This is a genomic window from Paracoccus methylarcula (genome assembly GCF_003007735.2).
In the GTDB taxonomy this organism is placed as follows: Bacteria; Pseudomonadota; Alphaproteobacteria; order Rhodobacterales; family Rhodobacteraceae; genus Paracoccus; species Paracoccus methylarcula.
The window spans coordinates 69,608-90,535 of sequence record NZ_PXNQ02000007.1 but is presented as its reverse complement, the minus strand read 5'-3'; the positions used below and the strand labels follow the sequence as shown (position 1 = coordinate 90,535).

At 64.3% G+C, this 20,928-nt stretch carries 19 protein-coding genes, 1 tRNA gene and 3 pseudogenes; 8 read left to right on the top strand and 15 right to left on the bottom strand.

All coding sequences use genetic code 11. The annotated features are described in order from the left end of the window. Positions 1–118 precede the first annotated feature (118 nt). Positions 119–505 (bottom strand): annotated as a pseudogene (locus A7A09_RS22135) (calcium-binding protein); the annotation flags it as partial. Positions 506–839: 334 nt separating this feature from the next. On the opposite strand from A7A09_RS22135, the gene A7A09_RS12215 reads away from it, so the two are divergent. Continuing rightward, positions 840–2,462, top strand: coding sequence for an FAD-dependent oxidoreductase (locus A7A09_RS12215; RefSeq protein ID WP_106691668.1), 1,623 nt, complete (start codon positions 840–842; stop codon positions 2,460–2,462). 3 nt (positions 2,463–2,465) lie between these two features. After that, positions 2,466–2,660 carry a DUF2783 domain-containing protein gene (locus A7A09_RS12210; protein WP_106691667.1) on the top strand — a complete coding sequence of 65 codons (195 nt, stop codon included), beginning with the start codon at positions 2,466–2,468 and terminating at the stop codon, positions 2,658–2,660. Positions 2,661–2,773: 113 nt separating this feature from the next. Here A7A09_RS12210 and A7A09_RS12205 read toward each other — a convergent pair whose 3' ends face one another. The 8 genes and pseudogenes from A7A09_RS12205 to A7A09_RS12175 all read right to left on the bottom strand — a co-directional run bounded on the left by A7A09_RS12205 (position 2,774) and on the right by A7A09_RS12175 (position 10,163). Then, positions 2,774–3,460, bottom strand: a complete 687-nt coding sequence (locus A7A09_RS12205; RefSeq protein WP_106691666.1) for an ABC transporter ATP-binding protein — start codon at positions 3,458–3,460, stop codon at positions 2,774–2,776. Further along, positions 3,460–3,654: an ABC transporter ATP-binding protein C-terminal domain-containing protein gene (locus tag A7A09_RS22130; protein WP_366465995.1), complete on the bottom strand. Its 195-nt coding sequence runs from the start codon at positions 3,652–3,654 to the stop codon at positions 3,460–3,462. The genes A7A09_RS12205 and A7A09_RS22130 overlap by 1 nt, the downstream gene beginning before the upstream one ends. A 99-nt stretch (positions 3,655–3,753) precedes the next feature. After that, positions 3,754–4,217: pseudogene (locus A7A09_RS22125) on the bottom strand (ATP-binding cassette domain-containing protein); the annotation flags it as partial. Next, on the bottom strand, positions 4,214–5,158 hold the full coding sequence (locus A7A09_RS12195; RefSeq protein ID WP_106691665.1) for a branched-chain amino acid ABC transporter permease: 945 nt from the start codon (positions 5,156–5,158) through the stop codon (positions 4,214–4,216). The pseudogene A7A09_RS22125 and the gene A7A09_RS12195, both read right to left, overlap by 4 nt. Next, positions 5,155–6,072, bottom strand: a complete 918-nt coding sequence (locus A7A09_RS12190) for a branched-chain amino acid ABC transporter permease (protein ID WP_106691664.1) — start codon at positions 6,070–6,072, stop codon at positions 5,155–5,157. Before A7A09_RS12190 ends, A7A09_RS12195 begins: the two co-directional genes overlap by 4 nt. A gap of 49 nt (positions 6,073–6,121) precedes the next feature. Then, the gene (locus tag A7A09_RS12185) at positions 6,122–7,291 is read right to left on the bottom strand and encodes an ABC transporter substrate-binding protein (protein ID WP_106691663.1); all 1,170 of its coding nucleotides are present in this window, start codon (positions 7,289–7,291) and stop codon (positions 6,122–6,124) included. A gap of 164 nt (positions 7,292–7,455) precedes the next feature. After that, a complete protein-coding gene (locus A7A09_RS12180) occupies positions 7,456–8,181 on the bottom strand; it encodes a MipA/OmpV family protein (RefSeq protein ID WP_106691662.1) in 726 nt (241 codons plus the stop codon). Between the two features lie 129 nt (positions 8,182–8,310). Next, positions 8,311–10,163 (bottom strand): annotated as a pseudogene (locus tag A7A09_RS12175) (ABC-F family ATP-binding cassette domain-containing protein). Between the two features lie 146 nt (positions 10,164–10,309). On the opposite strand from A7A09_RS12175, the gene A7A09_RS12170 reads away from it, so the two are divergent. Genes A7A09_RS12170 through A7A09_RS21485 form a run of 3 tightly spaced genes read left to right on the top strand, consistent with a single transcriptional unit; the run spans position 10,310 to position 12,455 of the window. Beyond that, positions 10,310–11,536 carry a GTP-binding protein gene (locus A7A09_RS12170; RefSeq protein ID WP_106691661.1) on the top strand — a complete coding sequence of 409 codons (1,227 nt, stop codon included), beginning with the start codon at positions 10,310–10,312 and terminating at the stop codon, positions 11,534–11,536. Beyond that, complete coding sequence (locus A7A09_RS12165; RefSeq protein WP_170167090.1) at positions 11,533–12,153, top strand: DUF1826 domain-containing protein; 621 nt, start codon at positions 11,533–11,535, stop codon at positions 12,151–12,153. The genes A7A09_RS12170 and A7A09_RS12165 overlap by 4 nt, the downstream gene beginning before the upstream one ends. Continuing rightward, the gene (locus A7A09_RS21485; protein ID WP_366465945.1) at positions 12,147–12,455 is read left to right on the top strand and encodes a DUF6525 family protein; all 309 of its coding nucleotides are present in this window, start codon (positions 12,147–12,149) and stop codon (positions 12,453–12,455) included. The genes A7A09_RS12165 and A7A09_RS21485 overlap by 7 nt, the downstream gene beginning before the upstream one ends. 215 nt (positions 12,456–12,670) lie before the next feature. On the opposite strand, the gene A7A09_RS12155 is transcribed toward A7A09_RS21485, so the two are convergent. The 6 genes from A7A09_RS12155 to A7A09_RS12130 form a co-directional block, all read right to left on the bottom strand. Further along, a complete protein-coding gene (locus tag A7A09_RS12155) occupies positions 12,671–13,684 on the bottom strand; it encodes an adenosine kinase (protein WP_106691659.1) in 1,014 nt (337 codons plus the stop codon). After that, positions 13,681–14,343, bottom strand: a complete 663-nt coding sequence (gene nth, locus A7A09_RS12150) for an endonuclease III (protein ID WP_106691658.1) — start codon at positions 14,341–14,343, stop codon at positions 13,681–13,683. Before nth ends, A7A09_RS12155 begins: the two co-directional genes overlap by 4 nt. Positions 14,344–14,392: 49 nt before the next feature. After that, positions 14,393–14,902, bottom strand: a complete 510-nt coding sequence (locus A7A09_RS12145) for a GNAT family N-acetyltransferase (protein WP_170167089.1) — start codon at positions 14,900–14,902, stop codon at positions 14,393–14,395. A 66-nt stretch (positions 14,903–14,968) separates the two neighbouring features. After that, entirely contained in the window at positions 14,969–15,445 is a 477-nt protein-coding gene (locus A7A09_RS12140; RefSeq protein ID WP_106691656.1) for a DUF2948 family protein, read from the bottom strand. Positions 15,446–15,448: 3 nt separating this feature from the next. Continuing rightward, on the bottom strand, positions 15,449–16,720 hold the full coding sequence (gene murA / locus A7A09_RS12135) for a UDP-N-acetylglucosamine 1-carboxyvinyltransferase (RefSeq protein ID WP_106691655.1): 1,272 nt from the start codon (positions 16,718–16,720) through the stop codon (positions 15,449–15,451). A gap of 1 nt (position 16,721) precedes the next feature. Beyond that, the gene (locus A7A09_RS12130; RefSeq protein WP_106691654.1) at positions 16,722–16,931 is read right to left on the bottom strand and encodes a hypothetical protein; all 210 of its coding nucleotides are present in this window, start codon (positions 16,929–16,931) and stop codon (positions 16,722–16,724) included. A 131-nt stretch (positions 16,932–17,062) separates the two neighbouring features. On the opposite strand from A7A09_RS12130, the gene A7A09_RS12125 reads away from it, so the two are divergent. The 3 genes from A7A09_RS12125 (at position 17,063) to A7A09_RS12115 (ending at position 20,777) form a co-directional block, all read left to right on the top strand. Beyond that, positions 17,063–17,137, top strand: a tRNA-Thr gene (locus tag A7A09_RS12125). A 296-nt stretch (positions 17,138–17,433) separates the two neighbouring features. Continuing rightward, complete coding sequence (locus A7A09_RS12120; protein ID WP_148043651.1) at positions 17,434–19,524, top strand: TonB-dependent siderophore receptor; 2,091 nt, start codon at positions 17,434–17,436, stop codon at positions 19,522–19,524. Positions 19,525–19,547: 23 nt separating this feature from the next. Next, on the top strand, positions 19,548–20,777 hold the full coding sequence (locus tag A7A09_RS12115) for an MFS transporter (RefSeq protein WP_211341118.1): 1,230 nt from the start codon (positions 19,548–19,550) through the stop codon (positions 20,775–20,777). The last annotated feature ends 151 nt before the right edge of the window (positions 20,778–20,928 follow it).

Sequence of the window (20,928 nt, the reverse complement as noted above, 5' to 3'; positions counted from 1 at the left end):
CCCAAGCGTCCAAGCCGGTGTTGCTATGCAATCGGATGGCAACTCCATCGTAATAACTAAGATGATAATTCAGCGTATCGATTCCTGCGCCGCCATCCATCGTATCAGCGCCGCTGGAGCCATAAAGACCGTCGTTACCATCGCCACCGTACAGAATGTCGTCGCCTTCGTCACCAACGAGATGGTCGTTGTCGTCGCCACCGTACAGAACGTCGTTGCCTTCACGACCTTCGAGCCAGTCTCTGCCGTCGCCACCGTAAAGGGTATCATTGCCGTCGTCACCGCCATGCAAATCGCCACCGATAAGGGTATCAGGGCCGGCTCCGCCATATAAAAGATCGTTGCCGGCTCCCCCTTCGAAATAATCGTCGAAGTTTCCCCCCTCGATAAGATCATCGCCTCCGAGACCGTAGAGCGTATCAGAGCCGCCCATTCCTCTCAGCGTGTCATTTCCTTCAGTCCCTTCATACTCGTCATTCCAACCCGTTCCGGTCCAATCCACCATCGTCTTCACCTATTCCTGACTAATCAAATATCCATGTTTTCAAACATGCGAACGGCAGCCATCTGCCGGCCGCGACCTATCCCCCGGACAAATTCTTGCCCCCGCGGCAGAGATTTGACAACCCATCAGATCGTGCAGGCGAAAAACGGTCCTTTTCCCTCTCCCTTGCCATATCCGGGATTGATGACATGCCCCTCTCATGCGCACAGAGTGCATCGGCAATCGGCGGGACAGGCATTCTCCGGCAGGCCGTTCCACATCTTTCCTTCCAGGGCTCTCAAGGTTGATTTGGCTGCGATCGCATCTAATATCGCCGATCAGGGAGTGGAGAGACATGACGGATCGCGGCACTGACCAGTATCGGCAGGTTTTCCGGCTCTACCCATATGCAAAACTCCCGGATCAGCAGAGCGCCCTGCCCGTGCGCCATCCGGTGGTGGTGGTGGGCGCGGGACCGGTCGGGCTGGCGGTCGCGCTGGATCTTAGCCGGCAAGGCGTGCCTGTCCTGTTGCTGGACGAGGCCGAAGGCCCCGGCATCGGCAGCCGGGCGCTGTGTTTCGCCAAGCGCACGCTGGAGATCTGCGACCGGCTTGGCGCCGCCGAGGCAATGGTCGCCAAGGGGGTCGAGTGGAATCTCGGCAAGGTCTTTCATGACGACCGGCTGCTCTATGAATTCAACCTGCTTCCCGAAAGCGGCCATGCCTTTCCCGCCTTCATCAACCTGCAACAGCCCTGGTTCGAGAAATTCCTGCATGACGCCATCCGCGCCGCCCAGGCCGATGGCGCACCGATCCGGATACGGGGCCGGAACCGGGTGGAGGCCGTTACCCCGGCCGGGGATCATGTTTCGGTAGAGATCTCCACCCCCGACGGCCCCTATCATGTCGAGGCGGATTGGCTGATCGCCTGCGACGGCGCGCGCAGCCCTGTCCGCCATATGCTTGGTCTCGGTTTCGAGGGACGGGTGTTCGAGGATAATTTCCTCATCGCCGATGTGAGGATGAAGGGCGATTTCCCGACCGAACGCTGGTTCTGGTTCGAGCCGCATTTCAAATCCGGCGACAGTGCCCTGTTGCACAGGCAGCCCGACGACATATGGCGCATCGATTTTCAACTGGGCTGGAATATCGACCGCGACAAGGAACTGGAACCCGCCAATATCCGCGCCCGCGTCGATGCCATGCTGGGGCCGGATGTTGAATATGAACTCGACTGGTGCTCGATCTATACCTTTCAATGCCGCCGGATGGAGAAATTCCGCCATGACCGGGTGATCTTCGCCGGAGATTCGGCACATCAACTCAGCCCATTCGGCGCGCGCGGCGCCAATTCCGGTATCCAGGACGCAGACAATCTGTGCTGGAAACTGAAACTGGTGCTGGAGGGCGTCGCACCCGATACCCTGCTGGACAGCTACGAGGCCGAACGGATCCAGGCGGCTGATGAGAATATCCTGCACTCGACGCGATCGACCGATTTCATCACCCCGAAATCACCCGTCTCCAGGCTGTTTCGCAACGCGGTGCTGGATCTGGCCGAACAGCTGCCCTTCGCGCGGGGCATGGTGAATTCGGGCCGGCTCTCGACCCCCTGCATCCATGACGGATCCGCGCTGAACGGACCCGACCACTCCGCCATGCCGCGACGCAGCCGCCCCGGCAGCCCCTGCCCGGATGCTCCTGTCGAGGCGGGCTGGCTGCTGCGGCAACTCGGTCCGGGCTTTACCCTCATGACCATCGATGCGGAGGCGCCCGAAACCCTGTCCGCCCATGGATTGACAGTTGCGCGGCTTGCGCTGACGGCCCGGGGAAACGAGGCCCTGCGGGAACGCTATCTCGGCAAGGCCGCGTCTGCGGTCTACCTGATCCGCCCCGACCGGCATATCGCCGCCCGCTGGAAGAGTTTCGATGAATCCGCCATCGGCGCCGCGCTGGCCCGCGCCATCGCCAGGGAGTAAGAGATGCTGAACACCGATCCGAACCTGCCCGATCCCGACGAAGCCTATGCACGCCTCATCGCAGCGCATGACGGGCTGAGCGAGGCCGAGAGCCATGCGATGAACGCGCGGCTGGTGCTGATCCTGATGAACCATATCGGCGACAGGACGGTGCTGGACGAGGCATTGCGGCTCGCGCGCGAAGGTGCCGGCAGCTGAACCGAAAATCCCGCAAATTCAAGGGATAGCAGCTTCTTCTTTGTCCAAATACCTCCGGGGGTCCGGGGGCAGGCAGCCCCCGGCCATCGCGGGACGCTGAAGCCTCCCCCCGTTCAGACATGCAGGAACCGCTCCTTCACCTCCGGCGCGGCGCGCAATTCGTCGCTGCTTCCGGTCCAGACCGTGCGTCCCTTCTCGATCACCACGTGGCGATCCGCGATCCGGGTCAGCGCGTCCACGTTCTTGTCGATGATCAGGATCGATTCGCCCGCCGCCTTCAACTGCGCAAGACAGTTCCAGATCTCGTCGCGGATCAGGGGGGCGAGGCCCTCCGTCGCCTCGTCCAGCACCAGCAGCCGCGGATTGGTCATCAGCGCGCGGCCGATTGCCAGCATCTGCTGTTCGCCGCCCGAAAGCTGGTTGCCCATATGCCCCATCCGCTCGGCCAGGCGCGGGAACAGCGACAACACCCGTTCCAGCACCCACTGGCCGGGCCGGGCCATGGCGACAAGGTTCTCGCGCACGCTCAGCGTCGGAAAGACCTGCCGCCCTTCGGGAACCAGCCCGAGACCCGCGCGGGCAATGCGATGCGGGGCGGCATTGGTCAGGTCTGCGCCATCGACGATCACCCTGCCCGCCCGCGCCTTCAGCAGCCCGAAGACCGTGTTCACCGTCGTCGTCTTGCCCATGCCGTTGCGGCCCAGAAGCGTGACCACCTCGCCCTCGCCGACCTCGAAGCCGATATCGTGCAGCACCTGGCTTTCGCCATAAGCGGCCTGGAGCGCCTCGACCTGCAGCATCACGCGCCCTCCTCTGCCGTCTCTTCGCCCAGATAGGCGGCGCGCACCTTGGGGTCGGTCCGAACCTCGTCGGGTCTGCCGGTGGCGATGATCCGGCCATAGACCAGCACGCTGATCCGGTCGGCCAGCGAAAACACCGCGTCCATGTCATGCTCGATCAGCACCAGCGTGACCTCGCCCTTGAGGCTGCGCATGACCTCGACCAGGCGATCCGCCTCCTGCCCGCTGGTGCCGGCAAGGGGCTCGTCCAGGAGCAGGAGTTTCGGCGCGGTGGCCAGCGCGATGGCCAGTTCCAATTGCCGCTTTTCGCCATGGCTGAGACTGCTGCGCGCATCGCCGCACGCTCGGCGATGCCGACGCGGGCCAGCGCCTCCATCGCAGTGTCGTTCAGCGCCCGCTCTCCCGCCACCGGGGCAAAGAAGCGAAAGCTGCTGCCCCGCCGCGCCTGCACCGCCGCCGCGACATTTTCCAGCACCGTGAAGCCCGGCAGGATCGAGGTGATCTGGAAACTGCGCGACATGCCCGCCCGCACCCGCGCATGCATCGGCTGGCCCATCATCTCGGCGCCATCGAAGCGCACCGAACCGGCATCCGATCCCGCCTGCCCGGAAAGCTGCGCAATCAGCGTGGATTTGCCTGCGCCATTGGGGCCGATGATGGCATGCAGTTCGCCCTTCTCGACGCTCAGGTTCAGGTCGTCGGTGACTTTCAGCGCGCCGTAGGCCTTGCGCAATCCCCGGACATCCAGAAGGCTCATGACCTGTCACTCCGGAAAAACCCGCTCAGACCGTCGCGGGAATAGAGTACGACCAGCACCAGGATCAGGCCGAACAGGATCGGCCAATGCCTGGTCAGCAGCGCCAGCCATTCCTCCAGCAGCAGTGCGATGGTCGCCCCCGCCACCGCCCCCAGCAGGTTGCCGATTCCGCCAAAGACCACCATCACCACCAGTTCCCCCGAGCGGTGCCAGTCCATGTAGCTGGGCGAGACATAGCTGGCCTGGTTGGCCAGCATCACCCCGGCGATGGAGGCCATGCAGCCCGAGATCACATAAGCCGTCAGTTGGTAGCGGAAGGGCGAAAAGCCGATGGCCTGCATCCGCAGCGGGTTTTCGCGCGCGCCCGTCAGCACCCGGCCAAACCGCGAGCGGGTAATGGCGACGGCCAGCAGGTAAAGCCCGATCAACAGCGCCAGCGCGGTATAGTAAAGCGCCGTGTTGTTCTCCAGCAGCGGCTGGCCGAAGACGGTGGAACGCGCGTTCAGCGTCACCCCGTCATCGCCGCCATAGGCCGAGAGCGAGACAAAGAAGAAATATCCCATCTGCGCGAAGGCGAGCGTGATCATGATGAAATAGATCCCCCGCGTCCGCAGCGAGATCGCCCCGGTGATCAGCGCGAAGACCGCCGCCACCGCGATGGCCGCCAGCATATGCGCGCCCAGGTCGGTGATGCCCGCACGGCCGAGGATCGCCACCGCATAGGCGCCGATGCCCAGATAGGCAGCATGGCCGAAACTGACCATGCCGCCATAGCCAAGGATCAGGTCCAGTGCCAAGGCGGCGATGGCATAGGCGAGGATCCGGGTTGCGATCACGATCAGATAGCTGTCGCCCAGGGCCTGCGTGATCATCGGCAAGATGGCAAAGGCGGCAAACAGGATCGTTGCGGCCCATGCCCGCGTGGGGGTCAGCCGGGTCATGTTTTCGCTCCGAACAGGCCGGAGGGCCGGACCGCGAGGATCACCGCCATCAGGATATAGACCAGCATCGGGGCCAGCACCCGGCCCGCCTGCCCCGCCGCGGCGGGCTCCATGACCGCACGCAGCAGGATCGGGCCAAAGCTGCGCCCGAGCGTATCGACCAGCCCGACCAGCAGGGCACCCGCGAAAGCGCCCCGGACCGAGCCGATGCCGCCGATCACGATCACGACGAAGGCAAGGATCAGCACCTGCTCTCCCATCCCCGGATCGACGGTCAGGACCGGCGCGACCATGGCCCCCGCGAATCCGGCCAGCATCGCGCCGAAGGCGAAGATGACGGTGAACAGCTTGCCGATATCGACGCCGAGCGCCGCGACCATGGCCCGGTTGCTGGCCCCGGCCCGCAGCCGCATCCCGATCCGGGTATGGCCGATGACCAGGTAAAGCCCGAGCGCCGTCAGCAATCCGGCGGCGATGATCACCAGCCGAAAGACGGGATAGCGCATGGCGCCGATCAGCGGGACGGAGCCCGACAGCAGTTCCGGCATCGGCACCGACAGGGGCGCCGCGCCCCAGATGACCTGCACCCCCTCGGTGATGATCATCACCAGCCCGAAAGTCGCCAGCACCTGGTCCAGATGCGGCCGGTCATAGAGGCGGCGAAAGACCGACAGCTCCAGCACCAGCCCGACAAGCAGCGTGGCAGGCAGCGTGAGCAGCAGCCCGAGCCCGTAGCTGCCGGTCATCGAGGTGAATGTGACCGCCAGATAGGCCCCGATCATGTAGACCACGCCATGGGCGAGATTGACGAAATCCATGATGCCGAAAACCAGCGTCAGGCCGGCGGCGATCAGGAAGAGCAGGATGCCGAATTGCACCCCGTTGAGAAGCTGAAGCAGGAACAGACTGGTCATGCGCAAGGGCCCTGACGACGGGGCGCGACCAGTGCCGCGCCCTGCCGTCTCAGTTCATCTGGCAATCGGCGACGTAATTGTCCTGGTAGTCGTCGAAGATCTTCTTGACGACCGAGGTGGCGAATTTGCCGTCCTCGCGCTTGACCACCTCGGTCAGGTAGAAATCCTGCACCGGGAAATGATTGGGGCCGAAACTGAAATCACCCCGGACCGAGGTGAAGGGCGCCGCTTCCAGCGCCGCGATCAGCGCCTCCTTGTCGGCCACCCCGCCGGCTTCGCGCAGGGCCGCGTCGATCAGATAGGCGGTGTCGTAACCCGCCATCGCATAGCTGGCCGGAACCTGGTCGAACTTTGCCTCGTAAGCCTCGACAAACGCCTTGTTTTCTGGCGTATCCAGATCCGGAGCCCAGTTCGAGCCGCCGAAGAATCCAAGCGCCGCGTCCTGCTGGGCAGGCAAGGTGGATTCGTCAACCGTGAAGGCCGACAGGAAGGGGATCGTCTCAAGCCCCGCCTGCCGGTATTGCTTGACCAGGTTCACCCCCATCCCGCCGGGCATGAAGGCGAATACCGCGTCGGGCTGCATGGCGGCGATCTGCGCCAGTTCGGCTGAATAATCCAGCTGGCCAAGCTGGGTATAGATCTCGCCCGCGACCTCGCCCTTGTAGCTATGCTTGAACCCGGCAAGACTGTCCTTGCCCGCCTGGTAATTCGGCGCCAGCAGGAAAACGTTCTGATAGCCCTCTTCCTGCGCATGGGCGCCCATGACCTCGTGCATCTGGTCGTTTTGATACGAGGTCGCGAAGAAATTCGGATTGCATTCCGCCCCGGCATAGACCGAGGGTCCGGCATTGGGGCTGATCAGGATCGCGCCTGAATCGGTCACCGGCTTGTGGATCGCGCCGAGGATATTGGAAAAGATCGGCCCGACCACGATATCGACCTTATCGCGTTCGACCAGTTCGCGCGCCTTGTTGGCGGCGATATCGGGCTTTTGCTCGGCATCGGCTATGATGATCTCGGTCTTCATGCCGCCGATATCGCCGATCTCTTCAGCCGCAAGCTGGAATCCGTCCCGGGACATTTCCCCCAGGACCGCGCCGGGGCCGGACAGGGTCAGGATCAATCCGATTTTCAACGTATCGTCATCCTGCGCAATCGCCGGACCAGCAAGACAGGTGGTCGCGGCAAGCAGGGCGACGATCTTCCGGGGATGGGTCATGTTCACACTCCTGTTGGGACATGCCGCGTTGGCCGCGGCGCGTTCTGTTCCACGCTAGAACGCATCAACCGGAGGTTCAAAGTCAAGAAATTATTTTAGGCTTGAAATAATAACCCTGGAAAAAGGGCGATCAATCGCCCTGTTCCCGGTCATTGCAAGGGAAATCAGAAGCCGAAGGAGAAGCGGCGCACGACGCCTAGGCGCAAGGAGGGCTGCCATTCTTCCTGAACGACGGGCGAATCCCCGGCATCGCCGATCAGCTTGCCATATTCGACCTCGCCCAGAATCGCGGTCCTGTCGTTGATCGCATAGCGTGCCTGGAACTTGATCGCGGCGGAGTTGATCCCCCCGCCCGGCTTGTATTCGCCATATACGCTGTCGATGGCCTCGGCGGGTGAGACGCCGAAATAGGTGCTGTTATAGTCGGAATCGCCGTAACCCAGTTCCAGCCCGGACCAGAGCGTGATGCGGTCGCTCAGATCGGTGCGGTATTTCGCCCCGATCTCGCCGGTAATCCCGCTATGGCCTTCAAAGCCCTTGCGCAGCGAACCATAGGCGGTCATCGGTCCGGCACCGTAGCTGACCTTGGCGCCAAGTTCATAGGCCCGCTCGATATCCTTCATGTCCTTCAGCGCGGCATCATCCTCGGCCTTGCGCTCTCCGACCATGTTGAAAGAAGGCGAGACGGAGAAACCCTGCTTGTCACCCTCTCCCGCGGCGCCGAAACGGGCGTTGCGCCAGATCAGCCACGGCGCGGCCTCGGCATCCTCGGCCCCCGGATAGACCGGCTTGCCCGTCACGCCGATGCCAAGATCGACGGAGAAATCCTGGGCGGCAGCAACTGTCGCCATGGGCATGGCAAGAAGGGCAATGGCGAGAAGTCGTTTCATGGACGGATCCGGGTTCTGGTGAACGGGTTAACGCACATTGCACTAGTGGCGAATCGGCGCGGCGCACAAGCCGCTGATGTCCCTCTCCATATCACAGTTTTGCGCGATGCGCATTTCGGCAACAGTGCGTCAGCCCTTTTCCGCGAGTTCGAGATTTTCCAGCGCCTCCATCCAGATAGACTCGGCCCGTGCCATCGCCCCGGAGCCTCGGCATGTTTGCGCCCCCATTTCCGGGATTCCACCGGGTTCTGGTATATTTCCGGATCGGCCAGCTTCCGATCAAGCTTTTCCAACATCTCGGTCAGCTTCTGCACCCGGTCCTCGGCCCGGCGCAGCTCGGCCCGCAGGTTCTGCAGCTCGTCGCGGGACGCGCGCTTCGGCGCAGGCTTCGAGGTCTCGGCCGGTTTCGGCTTTTGCGGCTGGTCGCCGCTCAGCAGAAAGCGCCGGTAATCGTCCAGGTCGCCCTCGTATCCGGTCACCGCGCCGTCATTGACCAGCCATAACCGCTCGGCCACCAGCCCCAGAAGATGCATGTCATGGCTGACCAGAACCACCGCGCCGGTATAGTCGTTCAGCGCCTCGGAGAGCGCCTCGCGGCTTTCGATGTCAAGGTGGTTGGTCGGCTCGTCCAGCACCAGCAGATGCGGCGCGTCGATGGTCGCAATCAGCAGCGACAGCCGCGCCTTCTGCCCGCCCGAAAGCTGCGCGACCCTGGTTTCGGCCTGCGCCTCCATAAGCCCGAAGCCGGCCAGCCGGGCACGCAGCCTTGCGGGGGCTTCATTGGGGCGCAGGCGGCGGACGTGATCCAGCGGGGTTTCGTTCAGCGACAACTCATCGACCTGATGCTGGGCGAAATAACCGACGCGCAGCTTGCCCGAGGTGGTGACCTTGCCCTCCATTTCCGACAGCCGATTCGCCAACAGCTTGGAGAGCGTCGATTTCCCCTGCCCGTTCCGGCCCAGCAGCGCGATCCGGTCGTCCTGGTCGATGCGCAGGTTCAGCCGCCGCAATACAGCCCGGTCGCCATAGCCCACGGCGACATTCTCCATGGCGACGATCGGCGGCGAAAGTTCCTCGGGCTGCGGAAAGCCGAAGCGATGGAACTTGGCCTCTTCCGGTGCGGTGATCGGCTCCATCCTGGCCAGCATCTTGATGCGGGCCTGCGCCTGCCGCGCCTTGGAGGCCTTGGCGCGGAACCGGTCCACGAAGCTTTGCAGATGCGCCCGCCGGTCCGCCTGTTTCTTGGCCTCGGCGGCCTGAAGCGCCCGTTTCTCGGCGCGCAATCGGGCGAAATCGTCGTAACCGCCGGTATAGAGCGTCAGCTTTCGGTGTTCGAGATGCAGGATATGGCCGACCGCGCGGTTCAGCAGCCCCCGGTCATGGCTGATGATGATGACCGTATGCGGATAGCGGGCCAGATAGGTCTCCAGCCACAATGCGCCTTCGAGGTCCAGGTAGTTGGTCGGCTCGTCCAGCAGCAGCAGGTCGGGCTGCGAGAACAGCACCCCGGCCAGCGCCACGCGCATCCGCCAGCCACCCGAGAAATCGCTGGTCGGGCGGGCCTGGTCCGCCGTCGAAAAGCCCAACCCGTCGAGGATCGAGGCGGCCCGCGCCTCGGCCGACCATGCGTCGATATCGGCAAGCCGCGTCTGGATCTCGGCGATCCGGTGCGCATCGGTGGCGTCCTGGCTCTCGGCCATCAGCGCCGCGCGTTCCTTGTCCTCGGCCAGCACCGTGTCCAGCACGGAAACCGAGGTGCCAGGCGCCTCTTGCGCCACGCCGCCGATACGGGCGCGCGACGGCAGGGTGATCTCGCCGCCGTCCAGCGCAAGCTCGCCCCGGATCAGCCGGAACAGGGTGGTCTTGCCCGCCCCGTTGGGGCCGACAAGGCCGACCTTGTGGCCCTCGGGAATGGTGGCCGAGGTGTGCTCGAACAGCGGGCGGCCCTGAATGGCGAAGTATATGTCATCGATACGCAGCATGTGCAGCGGCATGACCCAAGCTGCATCCGGCGTCAATGGCCCGACCGAAGTCGCAGCAACGCCACAAGCCGGTTGTGTGACGTTATGTAATACTATAACAGTATCTGCCACGACGAATCCAACCCACGCTATCGCAGGATTATGCCATGACCCAAGCCAACCGCCTTCCCGTGACCGTGCTCTCCGGTTTCCTGGGTGCGGGCAAGACCACGCTTCTGAACAATGTCCTGAATAACCGCGAGGGGCTGCGCGTCGCGGTGATCGTCAACGATATGTCCGAGGTGAATATCGATGCCGATCTCGTCCATTCCAACCTGGGCGGAACCGGCCTTGCCCGCACCGAGGAAACGCTGGTCGAGATGTCGAATGGCTGCATCTGCTGCACGCTGCGCGAAGACCTGCTGGCCGAGGTGCGCAAGCTGGCCGAGGCCGGGCGCTTCGACTATCTGCTGATCGAATCCTCGGGGATTTCCGAGCCCCTGCCGGTCGCCACCACGTTCGAATTCGCCGATCAGGACGGGCAGAGCCTGTCGGATGTGGCGCGGCTGGACACGATGGTCACGGTCGTGGACGCGGTGAACCTGCTGGCCGATTACTCCAGCCACGATTTCCTTGCCGACCGGGGCGAGACGGCCGGTCCCGGCGATGATCGCAGCCTTGTCACCCTGCTGACCGAGCAGATCGAATTCGCCGATGTGGTGGTGCTGAACAAGGTCGGCGATGCCGGAGCCGAGCGCGTCGATGCGGCTCGCAAGATCATTCGCAGCCTGAATGCCGATGCGCGTATCGTCGAGACCGACCATGCCCGTGTCGCGCCCGGCGATATCCTGAATACCGAACTGTTCGATTTCGACCGCGCGCATGAACACCCGATGTGGATGAAGGAGCTTTACGGTTTCGCCGATCACACGCCCGAGACCGAGGAATACGGCGTCACCTCCTTTGTCTATCGCGCCCGCCGCCCCTTCGAGCCGCGCAAGATATACGAGGTGCTCAACAGCCCCCTGCCCGGCGTGATCCGCGCCAAGGGGCATTTCTGGATCGCCACGCGCCCCGATTGGGTGGCCGAATTCTCGCTTGCCGGGGCGATGTCCAGCGTCCGCCCGCTTGGGACATGGTGGGCTGCCGTTCCGCGCGAACGCTGGCCCGGGCATGAGCAGGCGCGGGAATACCTTGCCCAACACTGGGCCGAGCCATGGGGGGACCGGCGGCAGGAACTGGTCTTCATCGGTTCCGACATGGACGAGGACCGCATCCGCCTGCGCCTCGAAGCCTGCCTGATCGGCGAGGAAGCCGGCGACGATCCGGCACGATGGCGGGCCATGCCCGACCCTTTCCCCGCATGGCGCCGGGCCGAGGAGGCCGCGGCATGACGCCGCAGGCCGACCGCAGGGCCACGGCGGTGAACAGCTCGACCGATCCGCGCATCCTGGGATCGATCACGATGAACAACGTTGCCGTCGCGATCTGGCAGCGGCCCCCCGTCGCGGATTTCCTTGCATGGCTGGAGGAACTGGCTCCGGCACGATTGCCGCGCCTGCGCTGCCGTCTTCCCCCGGCATGGGTCACGGAAGCCGTGGCGCACGCCTGCGACGAGGCCGGTACTCCACCCGGTCTTCATCGTGACATGCTGGTCGCGGATATCGCGGAACTGGCCCGCCGCGCCGCCGATGTCACCGGAGCAATGATGGTTGACCTGCGCCTTGATGTCAGCAGCGGCCAGCCCTGTCCGAAATGGCATCTGGATGCCGTCTCGGCGCGGCTCCTGTGCACGCTGCGCGGCGCGGGCACGCAATTCGGACCGGCCAGGCCCAACGGCGATCCCGCCAATATCTGGCAAATGCGCCCCGGCGATGTCGGCATGTTCCGGGGTCGGCTTTGGCCGGGAAACGGGATCTCGGGGATCCTGCATCGCTCGCCTCCGGCCGGAAACGGACCAGAGCGATTGCTGGTCGTGATCGATCCAGTCGACGAGGCAGGCTCATGCTGAACCGGGGCGGCAATCTGGGGACGACGGCGCAAAAGCCGCGCCGCAGGTCAGGCGACCCGATGGCCGTTTTCGATTCGCTGCCCGCGCCCGCGAGGCGCTGGCTGGCCGAGGCCGCGCTGCCATGGTCGCCGCTTTCATGCCGGCGCCTCTGGCTGCGCGCGAGGCGGGCGGGCGCTCTGTCGAGGATGCACTGGCGGCATTGGACCGCGCGGAACGGTGCAGAATGGAGCGGGAGACCAAGGGCCGCTCTGTCTGACGGAAACCGGGATAAGCAGGAGCCTGCAATTCGGGAAACAGCGTGACGATCTGACTGCGGCTTGCCGCGTCCAAGGTTTGCAGGACACCCATCGAATCGAACATGCCCAGGGCGGTTCCAGGGCACACCCGGATACTCTTCTGCCGATTGACCAGCAGATTGCGGGTCTGCCGGGCACGGGGTACCGGCGCGCCTTCGGATTGGCCGCCGCCCCCGTGAAAGAGTTCGAGACAAATGAAAATACGGGCGGCAACCGCCCGGTCAGATCAGCCCTTCGGCGCGGAAATCCGCCAGGACATCCCGTTCGGGCCGCGGCCCGACATGGCCGATCACCTCGGCCGCGGCGATGCAGCCCATCCGACCGGCTATCGCCAGCGGCGCACCAATGGCCAGCCCATGGATCAACCCGGCCGCGAACTGGTCCCCCGCCCCGGTGGCATCGACCGGCACCACCTTGTGCACCGGAGCCAGAACCCGCTCTCCCTCGCGGATCAGGATCGCATCCTCGCCCGAGCGGGTGCAGATCACCGTGCCGCAATCGGCCACGGCCTGCGCCAGCGCGGTCTCGAGATCCTCGGTCTGGTAGAGCGAGCTCCATTCATGGACATTGCCGATGACGTAATCCATCGGCCCAGCCACCAGCCGCCGGAAATCCTCTCGGTGGCGGTCCACGCAGAACGGATCGGACAGCGCGATGCCCGCCAGCCCGCCTGCCTCGTGACAGCATTTCGCGGCCTTCAGGAAGGCCTCTTTTCCCTTGGGCTTGTCAAAGAGATAACCTTCCAGGAACAGCCAGCCCGCGCCCTCGAACACCTCGGGGGAAACATGTTCTGGCCCCAACTCGGTCGAGATGCCCAGATAGGTGTTCATCGACCGCTCGCCATCCGGCGTCACCAGGATGATGCTGCGCGAGGTCGGCAGGACATCGCCCTCGACCGGCGGATTGACGAAACGCGTCCCCGAAGCTGCGGTCTTTTCGGCATAGGTCCGGCCCAGGCTGTCATCTGCGACCCGGCCGATAAAGGCCGTGCGCAGCCCCATCGCGCCGATTCCGGCCAGCGTATTGGCCACCGACCCGCCCGGCACCAGCCGCGCCAGCGCGTGCCCCGGCCCATGATCGTCGGCCTGTGCGGCCATCAGGAATTCCGACCGCTCCCGCTCGATCAGTTGCATGATGCCCTTCTCGACCCCCAATTCCCGAAGCCGGGCATCATCGGTGGGCGAGATTACATCCATCACCGCATTGCCGATGCCGATCACGTAAGGGGTGGTCATTGGGTCTTCTCCTCATAGGGGCACAGGTCGGCGATGGTGCAGACGCCACAGCGCGGGCGGCGTGCCTGGCAGATATAGCGGCCATGCAGGATCAGCCAGTGATGGGCGTGATTCTGGAAACGCACCGGCACGTTATCCTCGATCGCGCGTTCGACCGCATCGACATCGCGGCCCGGAGCCACACGCGTGCGGTTGCCGACCCGGAAGATATGCGTGTCCACCGCCTGCGAGGGATGGCCAAAGGCGCAGTTCAGCACGACATTCGCGGTCTTGCGCCCCACCCCGGGCAGGCTCATCAGGGCGGCGCGGCTATCGGGCACCTCGCCGCCATACTGATCCACCAATATCCGCGACAAGGCGATGACATTCTTGGCCTTTTGCCGGTAAAGCCCGATCGTCCTGATATGCTCGGTCACGCCATCGAGCCCCAGTTCCAGCATCCTGGCGGGCGTATCGGCGGCAGCAAACAACCCCTTCGTCGCCTTGTTCACTCCCACATCGGTCGCCTGCGCCGACAGCGCGACGGCCACGACCAGCGTATAGGGGTTGGTAAATTCCAGCTCGGTTTCCGGATGCGGATTCGCCTCTGCCAGCCGCGAGAAGATCGCGACCTGATCGGCAAAGGGCAAGGCAGAGGGCAAGCGGCGTGATTGAACCATGACGCTGCGGTTTTGACCCCGCCCGCGCCGCAATGCAAGCCGCCAACGGTTAAAATCCGCAGGAAATCGTCTTGTGTTCCAGCGGCCAGATCATCTCGATTTCCGGCTCGCCCCGGCTGTTGGTCACGCCCGCGCGCCCGCTGTCGCGAAACCCGATGCGCCGATACAGCGCCTGTGCCGCCCGGTTCGACGCAAGCACATGCAGCCCGACCGATCCCATTCCTGCTGCTGCCGAATCCCGCAAGACCGCCCGGATTGCTGCCTCGGCATAACCGCGCCCGCGCGCCTTGGGCCGGGCATAGACCGACAGCAACCAGCCGCGCCGCGCATCGCGCGGATCCAGCCCGGCCTGCCATGACGCCACTGCGAGCGCCCGGCCGATCTCATCCCCCGCCGCGAATGTCGGAACCGTTTCAAGCCGCGCCGCGAAATCCGCCAGGGGCCGGTCCTGCCATTCCGCCAATGTCGCATCGAAGGCCTCGGGCGTATCGCGCAGGGCGGCCAGCCGGATCTCGCGCCACTCGGAGGCGCGGCCGCAATCAAGACGCCAGACCTTCACAATGGCCGCTTCTTCTTTGTCATGAATGCTTCTTCTTTGTCATGAATACTGTATCACCCGGCCGGATCACTCGGGATGCGACGGCGCCTTGCCCGATGGGGCGAGATAGGGCTGCGTCACGTCCCGCAGATCCAGGTTGATACATTCGACCTCGGCTGTCAGCGTGCCATCCCCGGCGAATTCCAGCGACAATTGCCCGGTGCCGTCCTCGCCCGGCGTCCAGTTCAGCGCCAGCAGCTCCAGCACCGTGTCGCCATCGCGGTCGATCCCGTCGCTGCGCAACTCCAACACGTCATTCATCACCAGCAGCGCCCGGACCCGTTCGAAGCCGCGCCCCTCGGCCCGCGCCTGCTCGGCATCCTCCCAACGGAAACGGTTCAGCAGCAGGGCGAGACGCCGCGCCTTCGGGTCATAGCTGATCTCCGAGGCGGGCAGGATCGCGTCCTGCACCAGCGCCGACATGATCCGCAGATCGGCCTCATCCTCGGCCTTCAGCGCCATCGGGCGCGGATCGGCATCGGCAAAACGGGCGTCCTCGACCATTCCTTACTCCTCTTTCACACGCTCGATATGCGCGCCGACCCCACGCAGCTTGCCCACGACATGTTCATAACCGCGGTCGAGATGATAGACGCGGCTGACCGTGGTCTGTCCCTCGGCGGCCATCCCGGCAAGGATCAGGCTGACCGAGGCGCGCAGATCGGTCGCCATGACCGGGGCGCCGCGCAGTTCCGCGACTCCGGTGACCTTCGCGTGACCGCCATGCACCTCGATCTGCGCGCCCATCCGGGTCAGTTCCGGGGCATGCATGAAGCGGTTCTCGAAAATCGTCTCTTCCAGCGTGCTGGTTCCCTCGGCCAGGCACATCAGCGCCATGAACTGCGCCTGCAGATCGGTGGGAAAACCCGGATAGGGCTCGGTCGTCACATCAACCGCCCGCACCCGGCCATTGCGGCGCGCCACCTTGAGCCCGCGCGGAGTTTCCTCGACGCTGATCCCGGCCTCGTCCAGCTTTTCGCAAAAGGCCGCCAGCAGATCGATCCGGCCGCCCAGCAACTCGACCTCGCCGCCGCACATGGCGGGGGCCAGCATATAGGTGCCCAGCTCGATCCGGTCGGTCACCACCGGATGCGTCGCCCCACCCAGTGAATCGACGCCCTGGATGGTGATCGTATCCGTCCCCTCGCCCTCGATCTGTGCGCCCATGCGGCGCAGGCATTGGGCCAGGTCGGCGATCTCGGGCTCGCGGGCGGCGTTTTGCAGCACCGTCGTGCCGCGTGCCAGCGTCGCGGCCATCAGCGCGTTCTCGGTCGCACCGACCGAGACCAGCGGAAATTCGACCACCGCGCCGCGCAGCCCGCCGGAGGGTGCCTTGGCATAGACATAGCCGTCGCGCAGGTCCAGATCGGCGCCCATCGCCTCGAGCGCCCTGAGATGCAGATCCACCGGCCGCGCGCCGATCGCGCAGCCGCCGGGCAGCGACACCTCGGCCCGCCCGTCCCGCGCCAGCATCGGCCCCAGCACGAGGATCGAGGCGCGCATCTTGCGCACGATGTCATATTCGGCGCGATGATTGTCCAGCGCATGGCTGGAGAGCGACAGCACCTTGCCGTCCTGCAGGCTGGCCACCTCGGCGCCGAGGCTTTGCAAGAGCTCGGTCATGGTGCGGATATCCGACAGTCGCGGCGCATTGGTCAGCGTCAGCGGCTGATCCGTCAGAAGCGTCGCGGGCATCAGCGTGAGGCAGGCGTTCTTTGCCCCCGCGATGGGGATTTCCCCCTGCAGGGGGCCGTTCCCCTGAACGATGATCTGGTCCATTCTAGCTGTCGTCTCCGCCTGTATCCTTGCCGCTCTCGGTCTCGCCGCTTCCGGTTTCCGGCACATTCCGGTCCGAACGGGCCCGGGCCTGCGCCTTGCGGCGCGCCAGGTTGGCGCGCAATGCCGCGCGCAGCCTGTCCTCGCGGGAATCGGCTTCGCCTCCGTTCCCGCCCTTGCCCGGCCTGCGCCTGTCCTTTGACCGATCTGCCATCCGGTCCTGTTACCGCCCCCAAGCGCGACAGTCCAGCGATGCCGTGACGGTTCCGGTGACAGGACATCTCGGGATTTTTGCGATGCCCCCCTTGCGCCACGACCCGGCTTTGTCTAAACGCCCTGCACGGCGCTGCGGTAGCTCAGTGGTAGAGCACTCCCTTGGTAAGGGAGAGGTCGAGAGTTCAATCCTCTCTCGCAGCACCAGATACATCCCTCGCAATCCGGTGATCTTCGCGTATTCCCCTTTGCCTTTCGCGTGGTCCCGCGCCGGAACCATGCGAAGTTCTGCCGCGTCTCTCGAAATTCGGCCCGTCCCCTATACTCCCCTGAAAGATTTCGTGATGCGGATGGGATACCCGATCCGTCCCCTCGGCTGCGTCTGATCCTCCCCCCGAGTATTTCCGATTGTTTTCCTATGTTAATATATTGTAAAGCATCCGGCGAACCTGCGGAGATATGCCATCCCGCAGCAATAACAGGAAAAAACGGAAGAGGACGCTGTGAGAAACCATCTGAGATCGGCGCTCTGGCTGAGCGTCGCCGCCATGCCCTCGGCCCTGTCGGCGCAGGAAGTCATCGTGCTGGATCCGATCGTGCTGGAGGCGGAGAGCGACGAGACGCTGGTGCAGGACGGGTATATCGCGCAATCGGGCCGGCAGGCCATGCGGGTCGAGACGCCCATTTCCCGGCTGCCGCAATCGGTCAGCGTCGTGACGCAGGATCAGCTCGAGGACCAACAGCCGCGCACGCTGCTTGAGGCGCTGAACTATACCGCCGCCGCGACGCCGGGGAATTTCGGCTTCGACACCCGTTACGACTCGTTCTACCTGCGCGGCTTCCCGGCCTACCAGACCGGCGTTTTCAGGGATGGCCTGCGCAGCTTCAACGGCCTTTCCGCATGGTATCGCAGCGATCCCTATGCGCTGGAGGGGATTGCGGTGCTGAAGGGCCCGGCCTCCTCGATGTTCGGCGTGAGCACTCCGGGCGGGGTGGTCAACATGGTCAGCAAGCGCCCCAAGGATGAGCCCTATCGCGAAACACGGCTGAGTTTCGGCAGCTATGACCGCAAGGAAGCCTCGTTCGATTTCACTGGCCCGCTCGACGCGAATGGCGACGTGCTCTACCGGATCGTCGGGCTTGCCCGGGACAGCGACACGCATATCGACGGTTACGCCGACGATCGCATCCTGCTCGCGCCGTCGATGTCGTTCCGCCTGTCCGATACCCAGAAACTGCTGGTGTCGGCGGAATATGGCAAGGACAAGACCGGGGCCGTCGCATATTACCATTTCGGCGATGACTTAAAGGTCACCGACGCCCCGGCAGGCGATCCCGACTACAATAATTTCGACCAGGAACAATTCCGTATCGGCTATGAATACTCCTGGGATATCGGCCCCGATACCCAGTTGCGGCAAAGCTATCGCTATTCCAGGGTCGAGGCCGACATGCATTACGCCACGCGATACGGCACCTATCCCGATCTCGTGCCCGGCTGGTGGGAACGCTACGAGGAAACCGCCAAGGCCCATGTCATGGACCTGACGCTGGAGCATCGTTTCAGCACTGGCAGTTTCGATCATACGCTCGTCTTCGGCGCCGATTACACTCGCGGGAAATACACGGCCCATTATGGCGGCACGGGCGATGGCCGCGCCGCGAACGAGGCGATGGATGTGCCTTTCTACGCCTGGCGCGACCAGACGCAGAAAGGCGTCTATATCGCCGATGTGATTGAAAGGGACGGGCTGACGATTGCCGCCTCGGCCCGCTATGACTGGGTCGAAACCGATTACAGCGATGCGGTTTACGGAACGCCGGTCATCAATTCCGGCACGCAGAAGGACAAGGCCTTCACCGGACGTGTGGGCGTCTCCTATGCCTTGGAGAACGGCCTGACGCCCTTTGCCAATGTCTCGACCTCCTTCGCGCCGAATGTCGCGCAGGTCTATGACGATGCATCGGACCAGACAGGAAGCCCGGCTGCGGCGACCGAGGCGCTACAAAAGGAGATCGGGCTGAAATATGAACTGCCGGACGGCAATACCGTCGTCTCCGCCTCCCTGTTCGACATCCGCCAGGACAATGGCATGGTGCTGATCGTCGGCGGAGACGGGCGTAATCGCGGGCTGCAATATGACCTGACCTCGCGCGGGTTCGAGCTCGAGGCAGCCAGCAATCTTGGCAACGACCTGAACCTGATCGCCTCCTATGCGCATATGAATGTCAAGATCAACAAGGGCGCACCGGGCACCGCTGGCAAGAAGCTTTCCGGCGTGCCGCAGGATACGCTGTCGCTATTCGCCAAATATGACGTGCCGTCGGGACCGCTGGAGAACCTCTCGTTCATGGGCGGCATCCGCCATATCGGCAAGAGCTATGGCGATGACGAGAACACCATCGAGAATGCCAGCCGGACCTATGTCGATCTGGGCGTCGCCTATGACTTTGCCGCCCTCGGCCATGAGGGAACCGAGTTGCAAGTCAATATCCGCAACCTGTTCGACCGCAAGGGCCAGACCTGCACCGGCGGCTGGTGCTATGCCGATGAGCCGCGGATGATCGACGTCAACCTCTCGCATCGGTTCTGAGGATGGGCGGCACGAGGGCGCAGGTGATCCTTCCGGTGGCGCTCGCGTCACTGGGCGGGCTCTACGTCACCCAGAGCATCCTGGGCGGTTTCATCTGGTCCACCCTGCCCGCCTATATGCGCCAGCAAGGCATGGGGCTCGACCAACTGGGCTTCCTGTCGCTGCTGATCCTGCCCTGGACCCTCAAGGTGCTGTGGAGCCCCTGGATCGAGCAATGGCGGCGGCCCGCATGTGGCCCGGCACGCACGAAACCGGTCATCGCCCTGGGCGGCGTGGCGGTGCTCGTGGCGGCAGCAAGTCTTGCGCTGATCGCGGATCTGCCGCTGCCCTGGACCATCGCGGCGCTGTTCGCCGTCGCCACGGCCACCGCCACGGTCGATATCGCCTGCGACGGCCACGCGGTCGAGGCGATCCCCGAAGCCTCCTATGGCTGGGCCAACATGATGCAGGTCGGCGGCGCCTATGTCGGCTCGGCCTTCGGCGGCGGGTTGCTTCTGGTTGCCATCGACCGGATGGGCTGGCGTCCGGGTATCGGGCTGCTGATCGTCATGTGCCTTGTCGCCAGCCTGCCCTTCCTGATGCTGCGGCAGCCATCGCCCTCGTCACCACCGGCCAGGAGCGGCCCGAGCCTGCGCGCCGCGTTGCGCCGCCCCGAGATCCGGCGCGGATTATGGGTCACGGCGCTTTATGTCGCCGCGATGAAGTCATGCCTGGGCTATTTCGGTCCGTTCCTGGTCGATCACGGCTTCACGCTAAGCGAGGTGGGATTGTTCAGCGCCTCGGGCAGCCTTGTCGTCGGGGTGATCGGCGCCGTGGCGGGCGGCCTGATCGTCGCCCGTCTCGGCACCATGACGGTTCTGCTGCTTGCCCTTGCCGGACAGGCATTCGTATTGCTCTATTGTCTCGGGGTCGCATCGGGCCTGCCCCTGCCCCTCGCGGCACTGGCATGGCTGACACAGATCGGCAGTTCCGCATGGCTCGCCCTTGGCTTCGTCGCGCTCTATGCGCGCTTCATGGAATGGTCCGATCCGGGACAGGCCGGGGTCGATTTCACGCTGTTCCAATGCATGGATGCCGGCACCGGCATGATCCTTGGCTTCCTTGCCGGTCAGGTCGCGGAGCGGTTGGGCTATTCCAGCCTGTTCGGCATCTGCCTGCTGCTTTCACTTCTTTGCGGCATCGGCATCCATCGTTCCATCGGGATGCGTGCGGCCGCCTCTGACACGGCCGGGCAAGGCTTGCCCGGCCAGTGATAGCCGCGGATCTGCCCCTCGCCAATCCGGCAGGAGATCATCACCATCCGCAGGAAAACCCTGACGGCGCCCCGGCAGATCCCGAACCGGAACAGTGCAATGCCTGGCCCGGACATCGCCGGAACCCCCACCGGCCTGCACCCGGTCCGGC